The sequence below is a fragment of the Muribaculum sp. An289 genome (genome assembly GCF_002159555.1).
Lineage (GTDB): Bacteria > Bacteroidota > Bacteroidia > Bacteroidales > UBA932 > Merdivivens > Merdivivens faecigallinarum.
Window position 1 is genome coordinate 1 of record NZ_NFIV01000008.1, and the last position, 23,756, is coordinate 23,756.

General features: G+C 51.5%; 20 protein-coding genes. 8 read left to right on the plus strand and 12 right to left on the minus strand.

The genetic code is table 11. From position 1 onward, the window contains the following. Nucleotides 1-390: 390 nt before the first annotated feature. The 5 genes from B5F83_RS07410 to tsaB all read left to right on the plus strand — a co-directional run bounded on the left by B5F83_RS07410 (nucleotide 391) and on the right by tsaB (nucleotide 6,345). Nucleotides 391-2,403 (plus strand): oligopeptide transporter, OPT family, encoded by a 2,013-nt coding sequence (locus B5F83_RS07410; protein WP_087279282.1) that lies wholly within the window; start codon nucleotides 391-393, stop codon nucleotides 2,401-2,403. A gap of 16 nt (nucleotides 2,404-2,419) precedes the next feature. Beyond that, the gene (gene pepT, locus B5F83_RS07415; RefSeq protein ID WP_087279280.1) at nucleotides 2,420-3,640 is read left to right on the plus strand and encodes a peptidase T; all 1,221 of its coding nucleotides are present in this window, start codon (nucleotides 2,420-2,422) and stop codon (nucleotides 3,638-3,640) included. Nucleotides 3,641-3,658: 18 nt separating this feature from the next. After that, nucleotides 3,659-5,065: an MFS transporter gene (locus B5F83_RS07420; protein ID WP_087279278.1), complete on the plus strand. Its 1,407-nt coding sequence runs from the start codon at nucleotides 3,659-3,661 to the stop codon at nucleotides 5,063-5,065. Nucleotides 5,066-5,126: 61 nt separating this feature from the next. After that, nucleotides 5,127-5,624, plus strand: coding sequence for a CvpA family protein (locus tag B5F83_RS07425; protein ID WP_087279274.1), 498 nt, complete (start codon nucleotides 5,127-5,129; stop codon nucleotides 5,622-5,624). Between the two features lie 4 nt (nucleotides 5,625-5,628). After that, entirely contained in the window at nucleotides 5,629-6,345 is a 717-nt protein-coding gene (gene tsaB, locus B5F83_RS07430; RefSeq protein WP_204207355.1) for a tRNA (adenosine(37)-N6)-threonylcarbamoyltransferase complex dimerization subunit type 1 TsaB, read from the plus strand. Nucleotide 6,346: 1 nt separating this feature from the next. Here tsaB and B5F83_RS07435 read toward each other — a convergent pair whose 3' ends face one another. The 12 genes from B5F83_RS07435 to xseA form a co-directional block, all read right to left on the minus strand. Continuing rightward, a complete protein-coding gene (locus B5F83_RS07435) occupies nucleotides 6,347-7,498 on the minus strand; it encodes a TlpA disulfide reductase family protein (RefSeq protein ID WP_087279269.1) in 1,152 nt (383 codons plus the stop codon). Nucleotides 7,499-7,514: 16 nt separating this feature from the next. Beyond that, complete coding sequence (locus B5F83_RS07440) at nucleotides 7,515-7,928, minus strand: HIT family protein (RefSeq protein ID WP_087279266.1); 414 nt, start codon at nucleotides 7,926-7,928, stop codon at nucleotides 7,515-7,517. 19 nt (nucleotides 7,929-7,947) lie between these two features. Then, a complete protein-coding gene (gene greA, locus B5F83_RS07445) occupies nucleotides 7,948-8,421 on the minus strand; it encodes a transcription elongation factor GreA (RefSeq protein ID WP_204207360.1) in 474 nt (157 codons plus the stop codon). A 209-nt stretch (nucleotides 8,422-8,630) separates the two neighbouring features. Then, the gene (locus B5F83_RS10640; protein ID WP_156455348.1) at nucleotides 8,631-8,780 is read right to left on the minus strand and encodes a hypothetical protein; all 150 of its coding nucleotides are present in this window, start codon (nucleotides 8,778-8,780) and stop codon (nucleotides 8,631-8,633) included. 31 nt (nucleotides 8,781-8,811) lie between these two features. Beyond that, nucleotides 8,812-9,726: a riboflavin biosynthesis protein RibF gene (ribF, locus tag B5F83_RS07450; RefSeq protein WP_087279261.1), complete on the minus strand. Its 915-nt coding sequence runs from the start codon at nucleotides 9,724-9,726 to the stop codon at nucleotides 8,812-8,814. Further along, nucleotides 9,717-13,952 carry an alpha-glucan family phosphorylase gene (glgP, locus tag B5F83_RS07455; protein ID WP_087279257.1) on the minus strand — a complete coding sequence of 1,412 codons (4,236 nt, stop codon included), beginning with the start codon at nucleotides 13,950-13,952 and terminating at the stop codon, nucleotides 9,717-9,719. The genes ribF and glgP overlap by 10 nt, the downstream gene beginning before the upstream one ends. A gap of 35 nt (nucleotides 13,953-13,987) precedes the next feature. Continuing rightward, a complete protein-coding gene (locus B5F83_RS07460; protein ID WP_087279254.1) occupies nucleotides 13,988-15,235 on the minus strand; it encodes a glycoside hydrolase family 57 protein in 1,248 nt (415 codons plus the stop codon). A gap of 13 nt (nucleotides 15,236-15,248) precedes the next feature. Then, entirely contained in the window at nucleotides 15,249-16,535 is a 1,287-nt protein-coding gene (locus tag B5F83_RS07465; protein WP_239383841.1) for a glycosyltransferase family 4 protein, read from the minus strand. Between the two features lie 2 nt (nucleotides 16,536-16,537). After that, nucleotides 16,538-18,472, minus strand: coding sequence for a glycogen debranching enzyme N-terminal domain-containing protein (locus tag B5F83_RS07470; RefSeq protein ID WP_087279251.1), 1,935 nt, complete (start codon nucleotides 18,470-18,472; stop codon nucleotides 16,538-16,540). Between the two features lie 21 nt (nucleotides 18,473-18,493). Then, entirely contained in the window at nucleotides 18,494-20,470 is a 1,977-nt protein-coding gene (locus B5F83_RS07475; RefSeq protein ID WP_087279249.1) for an alpha amylase C-terminal domain-containing protein, read from the minus strand. Further along, the gene (locus tag B5F83_RS07480) at nucleotides 20,463-20,672 is read right to left on the minus strand and encodes an exodeoxyribonuclease VII small subunit (protein WP_087279246.1); all 210 of its coding nucleotides are present in this window, start codon (nucleotides 20,670-20,672) and stop codon (nucleotides 20,463-20,465) included. The genes B5F83_RS07475 and B5F83_RS07480 overlap by 8 nt, the downstream gene beginning before the upstream one ends. Beyond that, complete coding sequence (gene xseA / locus B5F83_RS07485; protein WP_158094184.1) at nucleotides 20,650-21,798, minus strand: exodeoxyribonuclease VII large subunit; 1,149 nt, start codon at nucleotides 21,796-21,798, stop codon at nucleotides 20,650-20,652. The genes B5F83_RS07480 and xseA overlap by 23 nt, the downstream gene beginning before the upstream one ends. Before the next feature lie 102 nt (nucleotides 21,799-21,900). On the opposite strand from xseA, the gene yihA reads away from it, so the two are divergent. The 3 genes from yihA to B5F83_RS07500 are packed head-to-tail and all read left to right on the plus strand — an operon-like array spanning nucleotide 21,901 to nucleotide 23,755. Beyond that, nucleotides 21,901-22,518 carry a ribosome biogenesis GTP-binding protein YihA/YsxC gene (yihA, locus tag B5F83_RS07490; RefSeq protein ID WP_239383845.1) on the plus strand — a complete coding sequence of 206 codons (618 nt, stop codon included), beginning with the start codon at nucleotides 21,901-21,903 and terminating at the stop codon, nucleotides 22,516-22,518. Between the two features lie 14 nt (nucleotides 22,519-22,532). Further along, nucleotides 22,533-23,483 carry a ribose-phosphate pyrophosphokinase gene (locus tag B5F83_RS07495; protein ID WP_087279236.1) on the plus strand — a complete coding sequence of 317 codons (951 nt, stop codon included), beginning with the start codon at nucleotides 22,533-22,535 and terminating at the stop codon, nucleotides 23,481-23,483. Next, a complete protein-coding gene (locus B5F83_RS07500) occupies nucleotides 23,483-23,755 on the plus strand; it encodes a hypothetical protein (protein ID WP_087279233.1) in 273 nt (90 codons plus the stop codon). The genes B5F83_RS07495 and B5F83_RS07500 overlap by 1 nt, the downstream gene beginning before the upstream one ends. Nucleotide 23,756: the final 1 nt, after the last annotated feature.

Sequence of the window (23,756 nt, forward strand, 5' to 3'; positions counted from 1 at the left end):
CGCGTCCTTCATCGCCTCCGGAAGCCCAGGCATCCACCGTGCGCCCTTTTCCGTTTCGCTCCGGTCTCCCGCGCGGGCGTCGCCGCCGGCGCGGGACCCCGGCGGGGACGGACATCCGTCCCCGCGGTGATTCCTTCAACCTATTATCTTAATTACATAATCTGTTTTGCCTCTCGTGTTCTTTCCTGGTAAGTCAATGAACTGCCGTTTTTCTCAAACGGGCTGCAAAGATACGGCTAATTTTTAATTGTGCAAATTTTTTTAAAGCATTTTTCTAAAAAAACATCCATTTTTTCGAGTATCCCGAAGAAAAGTCAAAACCCGCCTCATGTATTCCGATTTTTTCGTAGGTTTGCACATTATTATTAATCCTGACATACAATTTAATATATGGAAGAACAAGAAAAAATCCCTACGAAGCTCCCGGAAAACGCGGCGAGAGAGTTGAAAAAGGGGGAAACCTACAAACCCCTGCTTTCGCCAGACAGGACATATCCGGAAGTGAACGCATGGTCAGTATCCTGGGGTCTGGTCATGACGATAATCTTCTCGGCCGCAGCGGCTTTCCTCGGACTGAAGGTCGGACAGGTGTTCGAAGCGGCCATACCTATAGCAATCATTGCAGTAGGACTGTCAAGTTCATTCAAAAGGAAAAACGCCCTCGGTGAAAACGTCATAATACAGTCCATAGGCTCCTGTTCGGGAGCAATTGTGGCAGGTGCTATTTTCACTCTTCCGGCACTTTATATCCTTCAGGACAAATATCCGGAGCTGACGGTGGATTTCACGAAAATATTTTTCAGCTCCCTCCTCGGAGGAATCCTCGGAATACTTTTCCTCATTCCTTTCAGAAAATATTTCGTAAAGGAAATGCACGGGAAATACCCGTTCCCGGAAGCCACGGCGACTACACAGGTGCTTGTCAGCGGACAAGGCAACAGCAAAAACGCCAAACTGCTGCTTGTCAGCGGACTCATCGGAGGACTTTATGATTTTGCCGTATCGACTTTCGCGGCATGGAGCGACACCGTCACTACACGTATAATACCGTTCATGGAGACAGTGGCCGACAAAGCCAAGGTCGTATTCAAGATAAACACCAGCGCGGCGGTTCTCGGACTGGGCTACATAATCGGATTCAAATATTCGCTCATAATCTGCTGCGGAAGTTTTCTAGTATGGCTGGTAATCATACCTCTTATAAATATAATCTGGGGAGGGAACGTCATTGACCTGATGGGGTCCGGGATTACCCAGACCATCGGCCAGATGACACCGGAACAGATATTCGAAACGTATGCAAGGCACATCGGCATAGGAGGCATAGCTACGGCCGGAATCATAGGAATCATCAAATCGGCCGGAATCATCAAATCGGCGGTAGGCCTGGCCGCAAGCGAATTCAAGGGCAAGAAAAATGCGGCGGACAAGGAAGTGATGCGCACCCAGAGGGACATTTCGATGAAATTCATCGTCATAGGAATCGCCTTAGCCCTCGCTGCAATATTCGTATTCTTCTGTTTCGGAGTCGTTGAAAACCCATGGCATGCGGTCGTGGGCCTGCTGATTGTGGGAATCATAGCATTCCTGTTCACGACAGTTGCCGCGAATGCCATAGCGATAGTGGGTTCGAATCCGGTGAGCGGAATGACATTGATGACCCTGATACTCGCTTCGATTATCCTCGTGGCCGCCGGCCTTAAAGGAGTAGCCGGAATGACCGCATCATTAATAATAGGAGGAGTGGTCTGCACGGCCCTTTCAGTTGCAGGGGCATTCGTCACGGACCTTAAAATAGGTTACTGGATAGGTACGACCCCTAAAAAACAGGAAAGCTGGAAATTCCTCGGTGTACTTGTCGCGGCAGCAACCGTAGGAGGTGTCATGCTCGTCCTCAACAAGGCATACGGCTTCACAGGAGAGGGAGCCCTGATCGCCCCTCAGGCAAACGCGATGGTTGCGGTGATAGAGCCGTTGATGAACGGAGGAAGCGCACCATGGCTTCTCTACGGGATAGGCGCCGCCATAGCGATACTGCTCACAGTCTTCAAGGTACCGGCACTGCCGTTCGCCCTCGGAATGTTCATTCCTTTACAACTCAACCTCCCGCTGCTCGTCGGAGGAGCCATCGCATGGTTCGTCTCTTCACGCAGCAAGAACAAGGAAATCAACGAGGCACGGAGCGAAAAAGGCACACTGATTGCTTCGGGATTCATCGCCGGCGGAGCACTCATGGGCGTTGTCAGCGCAATCCTGAAATTCGCGAATGTGGATTTGGCGATAAAGAGCGAAGTTTGGAGCAGCACATTCGCCGAGCCCGTATCACTGGTCCCTTACATCGGACTGATGGCTTTCATGATTTGGATGATACTGAAAAAGAAAGGAAAACAAGTTTCGGAATAACAATTACTCGATAAAAATGGAAAAATTACTGGACAGATTCCTGCGCTATATAGCAGTGGACACGCAATCGGATCCCGGAAGTGAAACCCAGCCAAGCTCGAAGAAAGAGCTCGACCTGCTGAGGATTCTCAGGGACGAATTGGAAGCCATGGGCGTAAAGGCCGAACTGGACGAATACGGTTACGTCATGGGGACAATACCTTCCAACATCGGGGAGGACATACCTGCAATAGGGTTCATCGCCCACGTGGACACGTCTCCCGATGCCTCGGGCACAAACATCAAACCGCAGATTATCAGGAATTATGACGGGAAGGATATCCCATTGAAAGGAGTTGAAGGGCTCGCTTTAAAGACGGAGGAGTTCCCGGAATTGCTCAAATACAAGGGACAGACGATAATAACCACCGACGGCACGACCCTTCTCGGAGCTGACGACAAGGCCGGAGTCGCCGAAATAATGGATGCCGTGCAATATATCATGGCACATCCCGAGTTCAGGCATGGTGAAATCAAAATCGGCTTCACCCCTGACGAGGAAATCGGTCGCGGAGTGGTAAAATTCGATGTAAAACGCTTCGGGGCCCGCTACGCATATACGATGGACGGCGGAGAAATCGGCGAACTCGAATATGAAAATTTCAATGCCGCGGCAGCGGAAATCCACATACAGGGAAGAAACATCCATCCGGGATACGCCAAAGGGAAAATGATTAATTCGATGCTCGTCGCCATGGAGCTTAACGCACTCCTTCCGGTCGAGCAAAGGCCTGAATATACGGAAGGATATGAAGGGTTTTTCCATCTTACCGGGATAAACGGTACCGTAGAGGAAACGACCCTCAGCTATATCATCCGCGACCATGATATGGAGTTATATGAAAGCAAAAAGAGGCTCATGCAGGATGCCGTGGACTTCATAAACAGGAAATTCGGGAATGTCGCGACATTGAAACTGAAGCACCAGTATTACAACATGCGCAAAGAGGTGGAGCCTCATTATTTCATAGTAGAGAAAGCCTTCAAGGCCATGCAGATGGAGGGCATAGAACCGAATGTCAAGCCTATCAGGGGAGGCACGGACGGGGCAAACCTGTCATTCATGGGCCTTCCTTGCCCGAACATTTTTGCCGGAGGCCACAATTTCCATGGAAAAATGGAATTCGTGCCACTCGAAAGCATGGAAAAGGCCAGCAGGGTAATACTGAACATCATTTCGCTGTTCACGGAAAAATAGGATATCCCGTCCACCGCGATGATTAAACGAATCAGGCATTTTTACAAAATCAGCGGAATGTCCCAGACAAGGGTTCCGCCTGAAAAGGAAAACAGGAAATACAGACATCTACGGCTACAGACACTGATTGCGGCAATTATAGGCTACAGCCTGTATTATATCTGCCGCATCAGTCTGAGCGTAGTGAAACAGCCGCTGATAGACAGCGGCACATTGACGGCTGCCCAGCTCGGCGGAATAGGCGCCGCCCTGTTGTTCACATACGCGGTCGGAAAATTCGTCAACGGCTTCATGGCCGATTACTGCAACATCAAGAGGTTCATGGCTACGGGACTCGTCGTATCGGCGTTCATCAACCTCGTCATGGGCCTTACGGGACTGTGGGAATCGGCTGCCGGGATATCCAACATCGCGCTTTTCCTGTTTTTCGCAATAATCTGGGGCATGAACGGCTGGGCACAGTCCATGGGCTCCGCTCCGGCCGTGATTACACTGTCGAGATGGTTTCCGCTCAACAAGAGAGGTACCTATTACGGCTTCATCTGCGCGACCCCGAGCCTGGGCGAATTTCTGTCCTTCCTTTACATAGGAGCGCTTGTCACGGCTTTCGGCTGGCAATGGGGCTTCATCGGAGCGGCCGCCGCGGGCATTGCCGGTGCCGTAATAATCGCCGTTTTCATGCACGACAACCCTGAAAGCAAGGGTCTTCCTCCTGTAGAGGTCATCAATAAGGAAAAATTCGACCCACTCAGAAGGAAAAGCATCAAGCAATCTCAGAAACAGGTCCTGCTCACGTCGGGAATCTGGATTATAGCCATCTCGTCGGCATTCCTTTATATATGCCGGTACGCCATAAACGGATGGGGAGTGCTTTTTCTTCAGAAAGTAAAGGAATATCCGCTTGAGACGGCCACACAGCTGATAGCAGTGTATTCCCTCCTCGGAGTAGTCGGCACGGTGTTTTCGGGATGGATTTCCGATACGCTGTTCCGCGGGAAGAGGATGGTTCCGGCCATTCTTTTCGGAATCCTCGGGACCGGAGGGCTCCTGCTGTTCCTCTACGGAGACAATACAATGTTCACTAATATCACGGCCTTGGTTGCCTGCGGCCTGTCCATAGGCATACTTATGAGCCTGATAGGAGGGATAATGGCCATAGACATCGTTCCGCGCCGGGGCACAGGGGCCGCCTTGGGAATCGTCGGCATCGCAAACTACATATCGGCCGGCATACAGGACATTTCTACAGGCCTGCTCATCGATGCGAACATCACGGAAGTCACTACGGCAGCCGGGAAAATAGTCAAAGAATACGATTTCAGCCAGGTATCTGTCTTCTGGATAGCGGCATCGGCACTGTCTTTCCTGATTCCCGTGATATTCTGGAAGAAACTCAAGGCCAAGGGGGACGAAGATTTGTCATGACCGTTTTGTATACAAGAGTTTTTTTGATTAATTTTGGACTTTAATTCTAATACATCCATACATGAATCCGGTAGACATAGTACTTATCCTGTGCTTCATCCCGGCCGTAATCAGCGGGTTGCGGAAGGGCTTCATAACCCAGATAGCGGGGATAATCATCATCATAGCAGGCATCTGGCTGTCCTTTGAGTTTTCAGAAACAGTCTCCGCCTGGATTTCAGGCTGGTGGGAAGCCGCAAACCCTGAAGTGCTGAAGATAGTATCGTTCGCCGTCATCTTCATCGTCGTGGCCTTGCTGCTCACATTGGTGACACGGCTGATAGAAAAGCTGCTGAATGCCATACTGCTCGGCTGGCTTAACAAATTGCTCGGCTTCCTGTTCGCCATACTCAAATATTCAATCATACTCGGGATTCTTGCATATTTTTTCAACATCATAAACGGCTCCGGGAAAATCGTTCCGGTACATTTGCTGGACAATTCGGTAATATACGGGCTGTTGTGCAAGCTCAACGAGCTGATTTTCCCTTATCTTCAAGGATTCATAAACTCATTCTAACATAATGGGGAAATATAAAAACGGAAAACCGGTGCTGATATTGATTGAAACAAGCACCGTGGCCTGCTCGGCCGCCATAAGCTGCGGAAACAGAATCATAGGATACAAAGAATCCGACGAGCCGAAAGCCCACGCCTCGAAACTTGCCGTATTCATAGACGATTTGTTACGCGAAAACGGGATTACTGCGAAGGACTGCGACGGGGTAGCCGTAAGTAAGGGGCCGGGGTCATACACAGGACTGAGGGTCGGGGTATCCACGGCAAAGGGCATAAGTTTCGGAGGCGGCATACCCCTCATTTCCGTAGGTACGCTCGACACGCTGGCATTTCAGGCTATTACCGAAAAACTCCTGCCGGAAGGCTGCCGCCGCATCGTTCCGATGATAGATGCGCGGAGGATGGAAGTGTATTGCTCCGAATTCGATGAAAAGGGAAACGAGACAGGGGAAACGGCAGCCGTGGTTCTTGATGAAAATTCGTTCCGTGAGAACCTGGCGGCCGGAAAAACATTGTTCATCGGAGATGGCGTTGAAAAATTTTCAGAAATAATGGCCGGAAACGCCAACGCATATTTCGTGCAATGCTGCCCGAAAGCCTCGGCGATGCTGCTGCCGGCACTCAGAAATCTTGAAGAAGGCATCATCGAGGATACCGCCTATTTCGAGCCTTTCTATCTGAAGGAATTCGTAGCGACGAAAAGCCGCAAGAAAATACTGTAACCTATATTTCGGCCCTTATTATCCTTTCGAGCTGCACCTTGTTGAAGGAGCCGCTGTCCACCACGGTAGAGCCTGCAATCACATAAGTACGCGGAAGTTCGGTCACATTATAAATCCCGGCGGAGGACGAGGTGAAATCGTTCACGTTAATCCACCCGGTATTCTGTTCCTTTACTATTCCAGCCCACAAGGCCTTGTCCGTGTCGAATGACACTGCATAAATCTCAAGCCCTTGTCCTTTGTACTTGTCATACAAAGGTTTCAGCACCTGCGTATTGTAGATATTATGGGAAGCCTCGGAGGCTGTCCAGAAATGCAGGAGCACCAATGGTTTTCCAACGGATGAAAGCTGGACATAGTTTCCATTTATATCCGGAAGAATCAAATCCGGGAAGCCTGTTTCACCGGAATTCTCGAGTTTGATGCGAAGCGCAAGGGCGTCTTCGCGGGAAGATATTTCCTCATCGAGGGACGGGAGGTATTTCGAGTGGGGATAAACCGCCGCAATCGAATCGCGCACCCTCTTGAAATGGGCGACATCGGTATCGGTGGCAAAAACGCCGAGATTGTCGCCTACCCTCTGGAAGAGCACGCTCACCGAAGCCATGGACGAAGGATGTTCCATGACGAAGGCCACACATTCACGGTAGTGCGACACGAAGAGTTTTCCCATTTCCCGCCTGAACCCGTCGGCCTTGTCCACATCCTTGTAATTGGCGACAAGCCTGTCCGACAGAATCTCGAACTGCTCGGTCACCTCGCGGTACTTCGCTTCGGCTTCCTGCAACAGGGAACAGTCACTGGAACCCGTCACACTGAAATTGCCGGAACCGTCGGCCTTGACTTCCACCTTGTCACCGCCGGCAAGGACGAGCGATGCAATCTTGTTTCCGTCCTCATACAGATAGAAGAAATCAGGATTGTCCTCCGGCACTTTCACGGCATACCTCAAATGCCCCGACTCATCACAGACAAGTGTGTCCACGACACTGTTCTTGTTTACATCCAGCCTGGTAAGCACGACCTTCTTTCCTCCGCCATCTTCGATGTCGAGGTTTATGACCGCCTTGCCGCCCGGCTGGCAGGAAAACAGGAAAAGGGCCGCGGCTACAAGCGCAGCCGCCCTTCCGAGATTGCCGATGAGATTTCCCATAACTGTGTATCAGCGATTATTGTTTGTGTTGCGATTCGTAGACTTCCGATATCCTGCGGGCGGTCTCCGCAAAAGTCTTTTCGTCAAGTTTCAGTTTTTCCTTCCGGAAATCCATATCCGCCTCGCTCTGCAACGGGACAAGATGGATATGGGTGTGGGGGACTTCCATGCCGAGTACGGCCACGCCTATCCTTTTGCAAGGCACGGCCTGCCTCAAGGCCCTTGCGACTTCTGCCGCAAACTTCATGAGGCCGGAATATGTCCTCTCGTCAAGATCGAAGATATAATCCTTTTCGGTATGCTTCGGTATTACGAGCGTATGCCCTACGGCCATGGGATTTATATCGAGGAATGCGTAGAAATCGTCATTCTCCGCAACCTTGTAGGAAGGAATCTCCCCTTTCGCTATCTTCGTGAAAACAGTTGCCATCTTTTACTATATCGAATTATTATATCGAAATATCCAACACTTCAAGCCTCAGCATGCCGGCAGGCACCTGCACGTCAACGATATCCCCTTTGCGGTGGCCTATCAAGGCCTTGCCTATCGGAGTGGTCACGGCAAGTTTTCCGGCCGCAAAATCGGCCTCGCTCTCCCCTACGAGAGTATATTCCACAACCATCTTGTTGTTGAGATTGCGGAGTTTCACCTTGTTCAGCATCTGAATCTGGTCCGTAGTTATCTTCGACTCGTCGATTACCCTCGCATTGGCGATAAGGTCCTGAAGCTTGGATATCTTCAGTTCCAGAAGGCCCTGGGCCTCCCTTGCCGCATCGTATTCGGCATTTTCCGAGAGGTCGCCCTTATCCCTCGCCTCCGCTATCTGTCTCGAAATCACAGGCCTGTTGGCCAAAGCTTCCGCCAATTCCTTTTTCAGGCTGTCCAGACCTTCCGCTGTAACATAGTGTAAATTAGCCATAATCGTTATTAATCCTTCTTACTGTTTTTATTATAAAAACTGTTCAAACATCCTAGAAGCTGTTTTAAACAACTTCAATAAAATTATTAAAAAAAGGAATTCCGTCTGCGGACGGAATCCACTCCTGTTTTCATAAACCTCTGCAAATATAATTATTTTTTCTTTTCTTTGTCAAAGGATGTTAAAAATTTTCCTACCGGCCGGACACCACTTCACTCACGGAATTTCGGAGACATTATCTCTGAAAATATGATGAGTTTTTTGGGGTCATCGACAAGCCGTGTCTTTTCGGCTTCCTGCTCCGCTCCGGACGGCCTGTCCGCCGGTTCGTCCAATCCGTCAAAAAAAACGTCCGTTTCCATTATCGTATTTTTATATTTTCTTTACAATTTCCTAACATTCAATAAGTTCCTCCACAACCGCCCTGTCCACGGCAAGCTGCTTCCTCAGCTCCTCCATGGAACCGAAGCGTATCTCACCCCGTATCCTGGACAGGAATTCCAAAGTGATGTCGAGCCCGTAAATGTCGGAAGAAAAACCGAAAATGTTCGTTTCTATCGTCCATTTGAGGACCGGAGCCTGTAAAACGTCAGACGATACGGCGGAAACCGTAGGGCGGCAACCGATATTCGTCATGCCGGCATATTTCTTCCCGAGCACATCCGTATAAACGGCATAAACGCCGTCTCCCGGAATGAGTTTCAGAGGTTCGTAAAGTTCCATGTTGGCTGTCGGGAAACCGAGTTCGCGTCCGATTCTGTTTCCGGAAACCACTACTCCATGAAGGCTGTAACGGTAACCGAGCATGGTATTGGCCCGTTCCACATCCCCAGCCGACAGGGATTTCCTTATTGCCGTGGAACTTACCGCCATACCGTCGAAATCCTCCTCGGCAAGCCTGAAGGTTTCGAGCCCCAGACGGCGGGCAAGGCATTCGAGCTCCTCCCGGGACATGGGCGGACCGCCGCCGAGACGATGGTCGTAGCCGAGAACCAGCGTCGTCGCCCCGAATTTCCCGATAAGGTAATCGCGGATAAATTCTTCTGCGGTAAGACGGCTGAACCCGTGCGTAAATCCGATTACTTCAATCCTGTCGACACCAAGGCCGTACAGCATCCGCTTCTTTTCCTCCAGGGAAGTCAGCAGCCTGAGTTCGGCGGCATCCTGTTGCAATACGGTCCGTGGATGAGGCCAGAATGTGACGACCATGCTCTGCTCGCCACGTTCCCGCGCAATACGGCACAAGGTGGAAATCACCGCCCTGTGCCCGATGTGTACGCCATCGAAAAATCCCGTAGCTATAACCATCTCACCAAATCAAAATCCTGTCTGTGCGGCAATTCCGGGCTCTTGGCATAAAACCTCCCGGCGACTGAGAACTGACCTGAGCGGTCCGGAACGATTTCGACACTGTATTTCGCTATGCCGTCCTTGTACTCCACCGGAGTCATTTCATATTTATCCTCAATCCGGATATTCCCGTTTCTGTCGGTAGTGGCCACGATTATTTCAACGCCTATTTCTTCAGGGGAAATGTCACCTATGCTGAGTTCCACCTCCGAATGTATTTTCTCCCCGAGGAAGACCGAATGGTGCGAAGAATCGAAACGCACGAATGACAATGCCTCAACGTTCTTCCAGTCGCGCTTCATGCGGCGCTTCCACTCCGCAATGTCTTTGGCCGCCCTGAAATCATCCTTTATCAGGTGCGCCCCTCTCACGGACAACGGAATATAATATTTTTCGAGATAATCGTTCAACATCCTGTTGGTGGTAAAATTGCAAGCCACCATCGCCACAGTATTCTTGATATATCTTATCCAGCCTGAAGAAAGCCCGGACCTGTCTTTGGCATAATACAAAGGCACGATTTCCGACTCCAGCATATTGTATATGGTAGCGGCATCCAGTTCGTCCTGATAGCTCTGGTCTTCATAGGTCCGCTCCATCGGAAGGGCCCAGCCGGCACCCTCCTTGTAACCTTCTATCCACCAGCCGTCAAGCACGGAAAAATGCATGACCCCGTTCATGGCCGCCTTCTCGCCACTGGTGCCAGAAGCCTCCAAAGGACGGGTAGGATTGTTCATCCACACGTCCACTCCCTGGACCATGAGCTTGGCAAGGGAGATGTCATAATCCGGAACAAAGACAATCTTTCCTATGAACTGGGGCATCTTGGATATGTTCGCTATCTTCTTTATCAGATCCTGGCCTGCCTTGTCGGCCGGATGCGCCTTTCCGGCAAAAATGAACTGAACCGGCCTTTCCGGGTTGTTCACTATGGCACTCAGGCGGTCGAGGTTGCTGAACAGCAGGTGCGCCCTCTTGTAAGTGGCAAATCTGCGTGCGAAACCGATTGTAAGTATGTCCGGCCTCAACGTATTCTGTATCGTGACAATCTGCCGCGGGGAATAATGGCTCGAAGCCTTCGGGTCGGACAACTTGTCCTTGATATAATCCATAAGCCTGCGGCGGAGGACGTTACGCACGTCCCAGACGGTCCTGTCGTCCACTTCGTATATGCCGTTGAAGCAGCTCTTGTCATAATGATGGCTCATAAACTGGCTGCCGAATACCTTGGCATGGATGTTCTTCCATTCGGGTGCCGTCCAGGTGGCATAATGGACTCCGTTGGTCACATAACTGATATGCAGTTCTTCCGGAAGATATCCGGGCCACATGCCTGCAAAAATCTGCCGGCTCACCTTGCCGTGCATCCAGCTGACACCGTTTATCTCCTGCGAAAGATTGGCGGCAAGTACACTCATGGAAAATTTTTCATTCCCGTCCGAAGGATTGAAACGCCCGAGCCCCATAAGGGTCGGCCAGTCGATTCTCAGACGAGAAGCATAATGGGCAAGATACGTCCGGAGCATATCCTCCGAGAAGGAATCATGGCCTGCCGGGACAGGGGTATGGGTCGTAAAAAGCGATGTGGCCCTGACTACCTCCAGGGCTTCCGTGAAAATCAGTTCCGACTGCTCCACATATTCCCTGAGCCTCTCTATGCCGGTAAAGGCCGCATGTCCTTCGTTGCAATGATATACATCGGCATTTATGCCGAGCCTGCGGAGGGCGGCGATACCGCCTATTCCGAGAAGTATCTCCTGTTTCAGCCTGTTTTCCCAGTCCCCTCCGTAAAGCTGGTGGGTAATGGCCCTGTCGTCCTTGCGGTTATCCTCGAAATCGGTATCGAGAAGATAAAGGTCCGTCCTGCCCACTTCCACCTTCCAGAGACGGGCATAAAGGTTCCTTCCCGGGAAAGCCACGCTGATTATCACCCAATTGCCATCGGAATCCCTTACCGGGGATGCAGGAATACGCATGAAATCCTGGGCATCGTAGGTGGACACCTGGTCTCCCGAAGCCGAAAGTTTCTGGGTAAAATATCCGTAGCGGTACAGAAGGCCCACGGCAACCATGTCCACATTCATGTCGCTGCTTTCCTTGAGATAGTCGCCGGCAAGGATTCCGAGACCTCCCGAATATATCTTCAGGGAAGTATCGAGGCCGTATTCCATGCAGAAATAGGCAATCGAAGGGCCCTTCCTGTCCTTTTTTTCCTCCATATACGCGGAAAAGGCGGCATACACTTCGTCCATCCTTGCGAGGAACCCCTTGTCCTCCGACAATTCGACATAACGTCCCATCCTCACCATATCCAACATCGCGATAGGATTATGGTCCGACAAATCCCACAGATCCGGGTCTATGCTCGCAAAAAGTTCCTTTGCAGGCTCGTTCCAGCACCACCACAGATTGCGCGAAAGCTTTTCCAGGGCGGAAAGCCTGTCCGGAAGGTGGCTGTTTATCATTATCGAGCTCCATACGGGCTTATTGACTTCGGCTTTCGCGAAAGTGTCAGGAACGTCCGGTACCATGTCTGGATACTCTCCCCTGGCCTTTACCAGATTGTCTATGGACGTGGAATAAGCTTTCCAATAGAACTCCATATTGTTCTTCCACAAAGCTATTTTCGAAACCTCCACGGCATTCTCCCTCCATGAAGCCAGCTCCTCATCGGAAAGCCCCGCCGCTTCAAGCATGCGGGCCACCGTGCAGTCCACGACATGCTCATAACCGGCATCATCCCTGTCGACGACGGCAAGCCCGGGATGTTCCCCTTCGTAATGTTCGCTTACCCAAAGCCCGAAACCGGCAAGTGTGGTCGTAAGCGAAGGCACATGGAAAGCCAGGCTTTCGAGCGGGGTATAGCCCCAAGGCTCATAATATGACGGGAAAACGGTCAGATCCATTCCGGCAAGGAGTTCGTAATAAGGCATGTCGAAGACCCCGTCGTTCCCGTTCAGATATGACGGAACGAAAAACACCCTTACCTTGTTTGAGGACGAATTGACAAGGCCGCGCGCACACAACGTCTTGGTAATTATATCGTTTTCCTGATCTACGAGATAATGTGTCGTAAGTGTCGAATAGCCGCTCTGCTTGCCCGACAGCACGGAAAGAAGGTTTCTGTCCGCCCCCTTGTTTCCCGAAGGTATCATGAAAAAAGCGCAAATCCGTTTTCCGGAATATGCCGACGAATCTATCTTCGACAAAGCATCGATGAACACGTCTATGCCTTTGTTCTTGAATTCGTAACGTCCCCCTATGCCTACTATCAGGCTGTCATCCGGCATCACTTCGGAACACATAGCCGAAGCCACCTTCAGCAGCCGCGCCCGGGAGGCCGCCCTTATTCCGTCCAGACGCCCGTCGGAAGGGACCAGCTCTTCGGAAAATCCGTTAGGCGTAATGATGTCAGGTTCTTTTCCGAGAAAACGGGCGCACTCCCTTGCGGTTATCCCGCTGACCGTGGTAAAGACATCGGCATTGGCGGCCGATTGTTTTTCAAGGGAATGACGTGCCTGCACACCGAGCTCCCTCGCCTTCTCGTCGGGGACATAATTGTCCAGACCGCTGTAAAGAGGCAGATTGTTCCCTGCGAGGCAGCGGCCGAGCACAGTGGCATGCGTGGTAAAGACGGTAGCCACCGGAAGGTTCCTTTCCTTTATATAAAGAAGCCCGGCTCCCGTCATCCATTCATGAAAATGGGCCACGACCTTATTGTGGGGGCTCAGATTGAATTTTACGAAACTCTCGATTACCATCCCCGAAGCATAACCGAAGAGGGCCGCCTCAATGTAATCCCAGTTGCCGGTAAGCGAATCCACCCCGAATTTTTTCCACATCGACGTGAGTATCTCGTCCTTGCGTGAAATGTACGGGGTAAAATCCACAAGAAAGGCCACGGGATTCCCCGGGATGTTCCACCTTCCGATACGGACATTGAGCCCTTCCTGCGAAAGTTTCTGCTTCCACGGACGGAAAAGCGACTTGTCTTCCGTAAACTCGGGATTCTGCTCCGTATCCATCCACACGTCCGGCCCTACCGTAATATAATTTTTCTTCAGTTCTCCTTCGACAAGAGCGGATTTTGTCGACAATACAGTATGTATGCCTCCGATCTTGTTGCAAACTTCCCAGCTTACCTCGAAAAGGCAATCCGGAAAAGACTTTTTGATTTGCTCCATCTGACTCGATAATTGTATATATTAAAAACCAACCTTCAGGCCAGCCGCCTCTTTGTTTTCACGGGAGTTGGCCCGGCCTCGGACGATGCCGTGGAAACAGCCTCGTCCACACGTGCGATAAAATCGCTCAAAACATTCATGTAATTGATAAAAGCCTCATACGGGGTATCGTAAGGGTTGAAGTACTTATGCACGGCCCCGTCCGAGAAAAATTTGGTACACATATAATAAAAATGGTCGCTCTCCTGGAGTTTTCCGAAATCGGAACGTATCGACATATCCTTTATATCGGCCATTTTTTCTTCCAGGGCGTACAATTTCGAAAACGCCTCGTTCTGGAGCTCGTTTCCGAGCCACGCCGAAGTATCCCTTTCCTCATCGGCCCAGGATATCGGATGCCTGACCTCAAGGCTCCCGACGGACTCATGCTTCGCGACAGCCTGGGAAGGAGTGAGGAATTCGAAATTCCCCGAAGAAACCACCGTCTGCGGAAGCCATGAAAGAAAATCGAAAATGCCCGTCTGGGCTTGCTGATGCTCGCCGAAGGTCTCATAGTCCATGAACAGATTGACTATCTCGCCGTTACCGGCATCATCTCCCAGCCATGACACGAATTTGTCCGCCGTGACCGGCCACCCCTGCCAGGACGTGTCAGAAAACCTGAAAGCGATGTCATCGCTCAGGGCGAAATTGCGCAACAGGAGCTTCTGGTCGGGATGTTTCGGACTGTTATAAACGAAATCCGGGCTCTTCCAGCCGAGTATGTGCTTGGCGCCTTCAGTCAGAACGGTCTTGAATCCCAGGTCGTACAGCATCGAGGCTATGTCGTCCGAATAAATCAGCTCCGTGTTCCTGAATGCCGACGGTTCCTTGCCGAAATATTCCCTGACGGTCCGCCTGTGCTTCTCGACCTGCGAAGCGAATTCCTTTCCGGAAACGAGGCTCGCAAGGGAATGATAATAAGTCTCGCAAAGGAACTCCACGCATCCGGTATCGGCAAGAGCCTTGAAACTGTCTATCACCTCGGGAACATAACGCTCGAACTGTTCCAGTACGGAACCTGAAATGGAAAAGGACACACGGAAAGCCCCCTTGTGCCTTTCAATCAAATCGAGCAACAGCCTGTTTGCCGGGAGATAACATCTCTCCGCCACCCTTTTCAGGATAGTCCTGTTTGCGAAATCGTCATAATAATGGGAATCGCGGCATATATCGAAAAAGCGGTACAGCCTCAACCTGTCCGGCTGATGTACCTGAAAATACAAACAGAGAGTCTTTTTCATAATATTTTATCTTTTATTGTTTTCCAGTAACCGATTCATATACTTTTTTTATACGGGCGGCAGCGGCGGTCCACTTGAGGGCGTTGACCTCGTCCATCCCGCACCTTGCCGCCATTGCAGCCATGGCCGGATAATTTATCAGGGCATATATGGCATCGGCCATCGCGTTTATATCCCAGAAATCCACCTTGATGGCATATTTCAGCACCTCAGCCACTCCCGACTGTTTGGAGATTATCGAAGGGACATTGGTCCTCATGGCTTCGAGAGGCGATATGCCGAACGGCTCGGAAACCGAAGGCATCACGTATACGTCCGAAAGGGCGAACATCCTCTGCACATCGGCCCCGCGCAGGAATCCGGTAAAATGGAACCTGTCGGCAATCCCGAGCTTGGCTACATGCCTGACACATCTGGCGAGCATGTCGCCGCTGCCGGCCATCACGAAACGCACGTTGTCGCACCTTTTAAGTACTTTGGCCGCCGCTTCGATGAAATACTCGGGTCCTTTCTGGAAAGTTATCCTTCCCAGGAAGGTAACTACCTTTTCCTTCACGCTTCTGGACACTTCCATGTCGTCGCGGCCCCCGAAATCCACGGCATTATGGACCGTAACCACCTTGGCCGGGTCTATGCCGTACTTGTTTATGACGATGTTCCGGGTGAGGTCGCTGACAGTTATGACCCGGTCCGCCTCCTCCATCCCCCGTTTTTCGATACCGTAGACTTCCGTATTTATGTTTTCCCCGCTCCTGTCAAATTCCGTTGCATGGACATGGATTACGAGCGGCTTTCCGGAAACCCTTTTTGCGGCAATCCCGGCAAAATACGTAAGCCAGTCGTGCGCATGAATCACATCGAAATCGTTTTCCATGGCAATTTCGGCACCCACGGCGGCATAACGGGCGACCTCTTCCATGAGATTCTTGCCGTATTTTCCCGAAAACCTGTATTTGGAACCGAACTGTATGCGGAACTCGTTTTTCTGCCTGAGCCTCTCCTCCTCAACGACGTATGGGAATTCTTCCGGAGAGACGTACGGAACCATATTCGAGCCTATATGCAGGAAACTTACTTTTCCGAGGAACTCGTCTATGTCATCCGACACCATGCGGCAACTTACATCGCTGGCATTGATAATCCTTACGCTGCTCTGGTCTTCATCGCCGGAAGCCGACGGCATGACGAACAGGACCTCCACGCCGTTTTCCGCAAGGCCCTTTGTCATTCCGTAACATGCCGTACCGAGACCGCCGGCTATATGAGGCGGAAATTCCCAACCGAACATAAGCACTTTCATAACTATTCCCCCCTGTTTTTATCGATTAAGGACTTTACTCTTATGATTTCGGCCACCGTCAGCGCCGAAGATATGGCTCCGTGAGGGGAATGAGGGGGATCGCCGTCGTATATTTCGGAAAACGTCCCTATGCCGTGGACATTCAGGTCTTCGCCGAAGCCCTCTATAAGGCTTTCTGCCTGAGATTCAGTGGATTTTCCGAAAAGCCTGTATGCCGCCTTGACATAGATGCCGAGAAGGAAAGGCCGTGTACATCCGTTGTATGAAGCCTCGTCCCTCATGTTCTGATTGCCCTCGTAGACCCCTTTGTACCTCCTGTCCTTAGGGGAAAGTGTCCTTATGCCCCGGGAGGTTAACAGTTCCCGTCTGACCACACGCATGACCGCCGCCTGGACGAATTCATCGACAGGGGAATAATCCAAGGCCACGGCATAGAGCTGGTTCGGCCTTGTCTCCTGGCTCATGCCGTCCGGCCCGACATAATCAGCAAGATGCCCCAGGGAATCCGACCAGAAGGTTTTGGTGAAGTTGTCCTTTATGCTGTTCCTGACGGAAGTCCAGAAAGACACGGCACCTTCGTCCGTACCGTACCTGGACTCCATGTCCACGACGAAGCATACCGCATTGTACCACATCGCATTGACCTCTACCTGATAACCTGGACGTTCATTGACGGGACGCCCGTCTATATACGTATTCATCCATGTCAGTGCGACATTGTCCTTCTGCGCCCATATCAGGCCGTTCGGATGCATTGCGGCCTCGGCGCGTTTTCCCGGAAGATAACTTTCCAGTATACCTTTCAGGGTGCTTCCGTATTTGGCCCACAGCTTGCGCGGGTCCGCCCCGTAATGCATGTACTGCTGGATGGTATCCGTAAGCAGAAGAGGCGCCTCTATCTGGGTAGTCCTGAAGAAAAGCCGCTCCTGATTGTCCGCTATCAGGCTGTCGAGTATCTCCTCGAAAAGTTTTCTGTCCTTCAGCCCGTACAGGGCTATGCCCGGAAGCGCAATGACCGTTTCCCTCAACAGCCCCGGCTTCAGCCACGAGTAGCCTGCATATATCTGCCTGCTTCCGCGAGGAGTCTTCCATACCATCATTCTTGCGGAGGCGAGGAGAAGGTTTTCGTATGAATCGGCAGGAATCATACCGGACAGGACCCGTGTAAAACGGCTTTTGATACCTTTCGGATTCACCATGTCGGTAGAAGCCGAGACCACCACCGTTGTGCCCCTTTTGACCTGGAACGTAAAACTGCCGGGAACCAGCAGATCTTCCTTGCAATCGAAACCCCTGCGGTATTCGTCGCTATAGGTGATTCCCATATACCATAACGGATTATGGCTGTATTCGAATTTTTCGCTGAACTGTAGGTTCAAATCCGGAAAACCTCCGTACATGTTATAGGCGACCCCGTTGTCAATCTCCCTGTAGGAAGTGTTGGCCTCCCCGTTTTTATGCGTAAGGGCATGTGTCCTTCTGAAAGCGAGGAAAGGCGAAAGCGACATCGTCGTGTCGGCCGGAGCGTCCACAAAGGTATATTTGATCATTATCTGGTTGCTGTCAGGGGAAAACAGGAGTGATTTGCGCAGCACCATCCCGCCCACCTCGTAAGTGATTACCGGATTCGGATCCATCTCGAAGTCCCTGATGTACTTATGCCCGCGGGGTTCGTAAATGTCCCCGTAGGCATGTATGCCGAGATGGAACTCCTTGCCTCCGTGCCTCAGGGTCTCGTCCAGCGAGGACAGGAGCACGTAACGCCCGCCGTCGAAATTGTACACCGGGACGGCCAGCAGGGCATGGTACTTACGGGTATTGCACATGCAAATCGTGGTATTTCCGTAAGACCCGGTGCTGCTCCCGGCGATAAGTTCGCGCCTGAGAGCATACTCCAGATTGACCAGTTCGGATTTGTTAAACTTGATATATGCCATAAAACAAAATTTTGAAGCCGATTACATTTTTTTCAAAACCAACGCGCTCCGGCAAGGGAGGTACAGCGAAACCCGGTCCTTTCCGTCCTTCGGGAACGTAAAATGCTCCACCTCCGGATTGTTTCTCCCGAAACCGCCGTACCGGGGCGAATCGCTGTCCAGCACTATCCTGTAACTGCCTGGAGCCGCATCCAGCCAATAATCGCCGAATGACTCTTTTACATTGAAGTTCAATGCAAATATACAATTTCCGCGCTGGAATGCCAATATCTTTTTCCCTTCATCGCAGCAAAGCATCACTACAGGTTCCGACAATATCCGCTCCGACAAAAGCAGGTGAATCATGTCCCTGTCGAATTCCCACAGAAAACGGTATCTGAGATTGCCGTCATCCACAAGATGCCACTGGCGGCGCGCATATTTGTAGGACCAGCCGTTCCCCTCCCTCGGAAAATCTATCCATTCGGGATGGCCGAACTCGTTACCCATGAAGTTGAGATAACCGCCCCCGGCAGTAGCCGCCGTTACGAGGCGTATCATCTTGTGCAAAGCCATTCCCCTATCGATGACCGGACTTTGATAGGATTTCTCCATACCGGTATACATCTCCTTGTCCATAAGGCGGAAGGCTATAGTCTTGTCCCCCACCAGGGCCTGGTCGTGACACTCGGCATAACTGACGGTCCTTTCATCCGCGCGCCTGTCGGTAAGGGCCCAGTAAATGTCCCCCATGCTCCAGTCCTCATCCGGAACCTCTTTCAGGAGCTTTATCCAATAGTCGGCTATGCCCATGGCCATCCGGTAATCGAACCCCAGTCCGCCGCGTTCTACCGGAGAAGCGAGTCCGGGCATGCCGCTCACATCCTCCGCAACCGTTATGGAAGCGGGATTGATTTCCTTAACCAATATGTTTGCAAGGGCAAGATATGTTTCAGCGTCCCTGTCGGTATTTTCACCGAAATAATCAGCATAACCGCCGAATACACGCCCGAGACCGTGGTCGCGGTAGAGCATACTCGTCACGCCGTCGAAACGGAAACCGTCCAGATGATATTCTTCCATCCAATATTTGCAATTGGACAAAAGAAAATGCCTCACCGGCCATTTGCCGTAATCGAAACAAAGCGACCCCCATGCGGGATGCAGCCCCCTTTCACCGGAATGGAAATAAAGGGAGCGGGTACCGTCAAGCAGGCCTATGCCCTCCTCCGTATTGGCCACGGAATGCGAATGGACAATGTCCATTATCACGGCTATGCCCATCGAATGCGCCTCGTCGACAAGCCGCTTGAACTCTTCCGGAGTGCCGAAACGGGAACTCAGGGCGAAAAAACTCGAAACCTGATAACCGAAAGAGCCGTAATACGGATGCTCCTGCAAGGCCATGAGCTGCAATGTATTGTATCCGAGCTGCGAAATACGCGGGAGCACGTTGGTGCGGAATTCATCGAAACAGGCCACCTTCCCTTCCTCCGAGCTCATGCCCACATGGGCCTCGTATATCAGCGGCGAGGAGATTTCGACCCTCGGATTTTTCCATTCATAGGGCCTTTCCGGCTCCCACACCTGGGCACAGAACACCTTGGTCTGGGGGTCCTGCACGCATCTCGTGGCGTATGCGGGAATCCTCTCCCCTCCGCCCGAAGGCCATTCCACATAAAGTTTGTACAGCATCCCGTGCGAAAGGAAGAAAGGCCCGAGACGGATTTCCCAGTCTCCGTTCCCGAGAGGCGACAACTGATAGGCCGGGACCCTTTTCCAATTGTTGAACTCGCCTATCAGATATATTCTTACGGCATTCGGCGCCCATTCGCGGAACACCCAGCCATCCTTGTCACGGTGCAGCCCGTAATAAAGATGGTTGTTCACCGCTCCGGATATTTTCCCGTCACGGGACAGTACGGAAACGGCGGCGGCAATGTCATCGCGGCGCCCGTCTATCGCCCCGCGATAAGGCATAAGCCATTCATCGCCTTCATATATCATTGTCCTATCCATCCAGACCGCAGGAGTCCTTTGCCTCCCTCAAATATGCACGACATCTGCCAATCAGCCCCGCGGCCTCTTTCAGCAGGGCCGCCGAAGACGAAATCCGGAAATCGGCAGACTCGATTATGGATATTATCTCCTCGACCCGTTTTACCGCCGCATCATAATCGAATCCGTTCCCTTCCTTTTCAAAATCCTTTATTTTTTCCATTTTCCTGATTTTTTCCGTTCTTTTCAACCGACTCGACCTTGCATCCGAGCACTCCGTCCGACATCATCACCGAAATCCTCTCTCCCTCGCTGCGCCCTTCCACCGAACTGAACCTCCGGCCGGAATCGTCGAGAAGAAGCACATACCCCTTTTTCAGGATATTTTCAGGAGCCGAAGACTGCAAACGCTGTTCCAGCATATCGAGTTTCGCTTCCATCGACATGAATTTCATTCCTACGACCTGCCTCAGGGACACGGCCAACGATTCCAGCCTCGCGTCCTCGGAAATGAAACAGTCCAGAATCAGGTCGGCTATCGCCGTAGGTGTCTTGACACTGTAGGCAGCCACCATGTCGCATATATGGTTGTCATGGTCATGGCCGATTCCCGTAATGACAGGCAAAGGGAACTGGGCGACGTTCACGGACAGCCAGTAATCGTCGAAGCAGGACAGGTCGGCTCCCGAACCTCCGCCACGAAGAAGGACGAGGGCATCGAATTCGTTTTCGCGCAAAGCCGCCCTTTCCATTGCGGAAACGATGGAAACCGGAGCCTCACGGCCCTGCATCACGGCAGGGAAAAGCTCGGTGTAAAACCTGAACCCATATTGGTTTTCATGCAGATGTTTCATGAAATCCCTGTATCCTGCCGCTGTTTCCGAAGAAACGACGGCGAAACGGCGGGGCAGACGTGGCAGCCGCAAGGTGCCGTTCATTCCGAACATGCCTTCCTCTTCGAGCCTCCTGACGGTCCTGCGCCTTTCAAGCTCGGCCTCGCCCACGGAAAACGAGGGTTCTATGTCGGTCACCGACAGCGTAAGGGAATAAAGCTCGCTGTACGAAACCTGGATTTTTACCAGTATTTTCATTCCCGGTCCGAGGGAACGCCCCGTCTCGTTTTCGAAATACGGAGCGATGACACGGTAATTGGAGTTCCATATCACGGCCTGGGCGCGCGCCCCTGCACCCGAATCATCTATCAATTCCATGTAACAATGCCCGGAAGAACGTTGTTTGATTTCGGCGATCTCCGCTGATACCCAGACGGGAAAGGGCATCGCACCCTCCACCCCCTTCTTGACTGTCAGGAGAAGTTCCTTTAGCGTAAGAGCATTTTTTATATCCATATTCTTTCCCGTATACGGATGCATATCGGTGCAAATTTACAAAAAATTACAAACATTTGATTACCTTTGCGGATAATTAGAATTGAGACCGAAATGCCACAATTGAAAATCAAGACCGCCGTCTACACGGACAGCAGCACGGGTGTTCCGGCACGGCAGGAGCGCAATTTGCCCGAATTCGCCTTCATCGGACGGTCGAATGTCGGAAAGTCGTCGCTTATAAACATGCTGAGCGGCAACAGGAAACTCGCCCACATATCGTCCACGCCGGGAAAGACCCAGACCGTGAACCGGTTCCTGATAAACGAATCGTGGTACCTGGTGGACCTTCCGGGTTACGGTTTCGCCAAAGTGTCCAAGAGCCAGCTTGCCAAACTTGACAAGATGATATGGGACTATATAGACAGGTCAGAAAACATGATACTGCTTTTCGTCCTCATCGACAGCCGCCACGAACTGATGAAGACGGATCTGGAGTTCCTCATAAGACTGGGTGAAAAAGGAATCCCGTTCTCGATAATCTTCACAAAAGCCGACAAAAGCGGGCCTGTGGCGCTCGCCGCGAAAATAGACTCGATAAAACGGAAAATATCGGAATACTGGGAAGAACTCCCGCCGTGTTTCGTGACCTCGGCGGAAACGAGGGCCGGAAGGGAGGAAGTCCTGGAATACATAGCGCAGACAATAAAATCAACGGCAAACACAAGTAAAACTGAATAATCACATTACAAACCATGGAGCACGAACACACATTGAAAATCTTTGCTTGCAGCGGTTCCGAAGAACTCGGGGCCAAGATTGCGGCAAAACTCGGACTGTCCCTCGGAAACTCGCAGCTGATGAAATTCAGCGACGGCGAATTCGAACCTTGCTACCTTGAAAGTGTCAGGGGAGCCACTGTCTGCATAATACAGTCCACCTACCCGCCTGCCGACAATCTGATGGAGCTGCTTCTGATGATTGACGCGGCGAAAAGGGCATCGGCGCACAGGGTAATCGCCGTCATGCCTTACTTCGGCTGGGCACGCCAGGACAGGAAAGACCGTCCGAGGGTTTCCATCGGAGCGAAACTCGTAGCCAATCTCCTTGAGGCGGCAGGCTGCGACAGGGTCATGACTATGGACCTGCACGCTGAACAGATACAGGGATTCTTCGACCTTCCTGTGGACCATATATACGGAAGCATGATACTTCTGCCTTACATCAGGGAGATGAAACTTCCGAATCTTGCCATAGCCGCGCCTGACATGGGAGGAGCAAAACGCGCCAACGCATATTCGAGAACCCTCGCCTGCCCTATGATAATATGCCACAAGTCAAGGGAAAAGGCCAATGTGGTAGGTTCCATAACCGCCATCGGCGACGTTGAAGGGAAAGACATCGTGATAGTGGACGACATGATAGACACCGCCGGCACCATCTGCAAGGCAGCCAACGTACTCATGGACATGGGCGCATCGAGTGTCAGGGCCATAGCCACGCATCCGGTATTCTCCGGGCCAGCATACGAAAGGCTCGCCGAAAGCAAGCTGGAGGAAATCATCGTGACCGACACCATCCCTCTCCTGCGCAGCCAGGACAAGGACATTTCGAAGATAACAGTGCTCTCTGTCGCCGATATTTTCGCGACAGCAATAAATAAAGTATACAATTACGAATCCATAAGCGAAGACTTCGTATATTAATGACGGCGACAATACTCATAGCTGCTGTAATATTGACGGGATTCGCTGTTTTCGCCCTGTGTTTCAACATCATTTTCCGCAAGAACGGACAATTCCCCGACACGGAAATCAGCCATAACAAGGAGCTGAGGAAAATGGGGATAATCTGCGCCAAGGAAGAGGAACTGAGACTTTGGGGAAAGAAAAACGGAAAGAAGGCCGACGGTTCCTGCACCCCCGACGGGTGCGGGGACTGCCATGCCTGCTCAATCGGTAACATAGAAAAAAATTAAA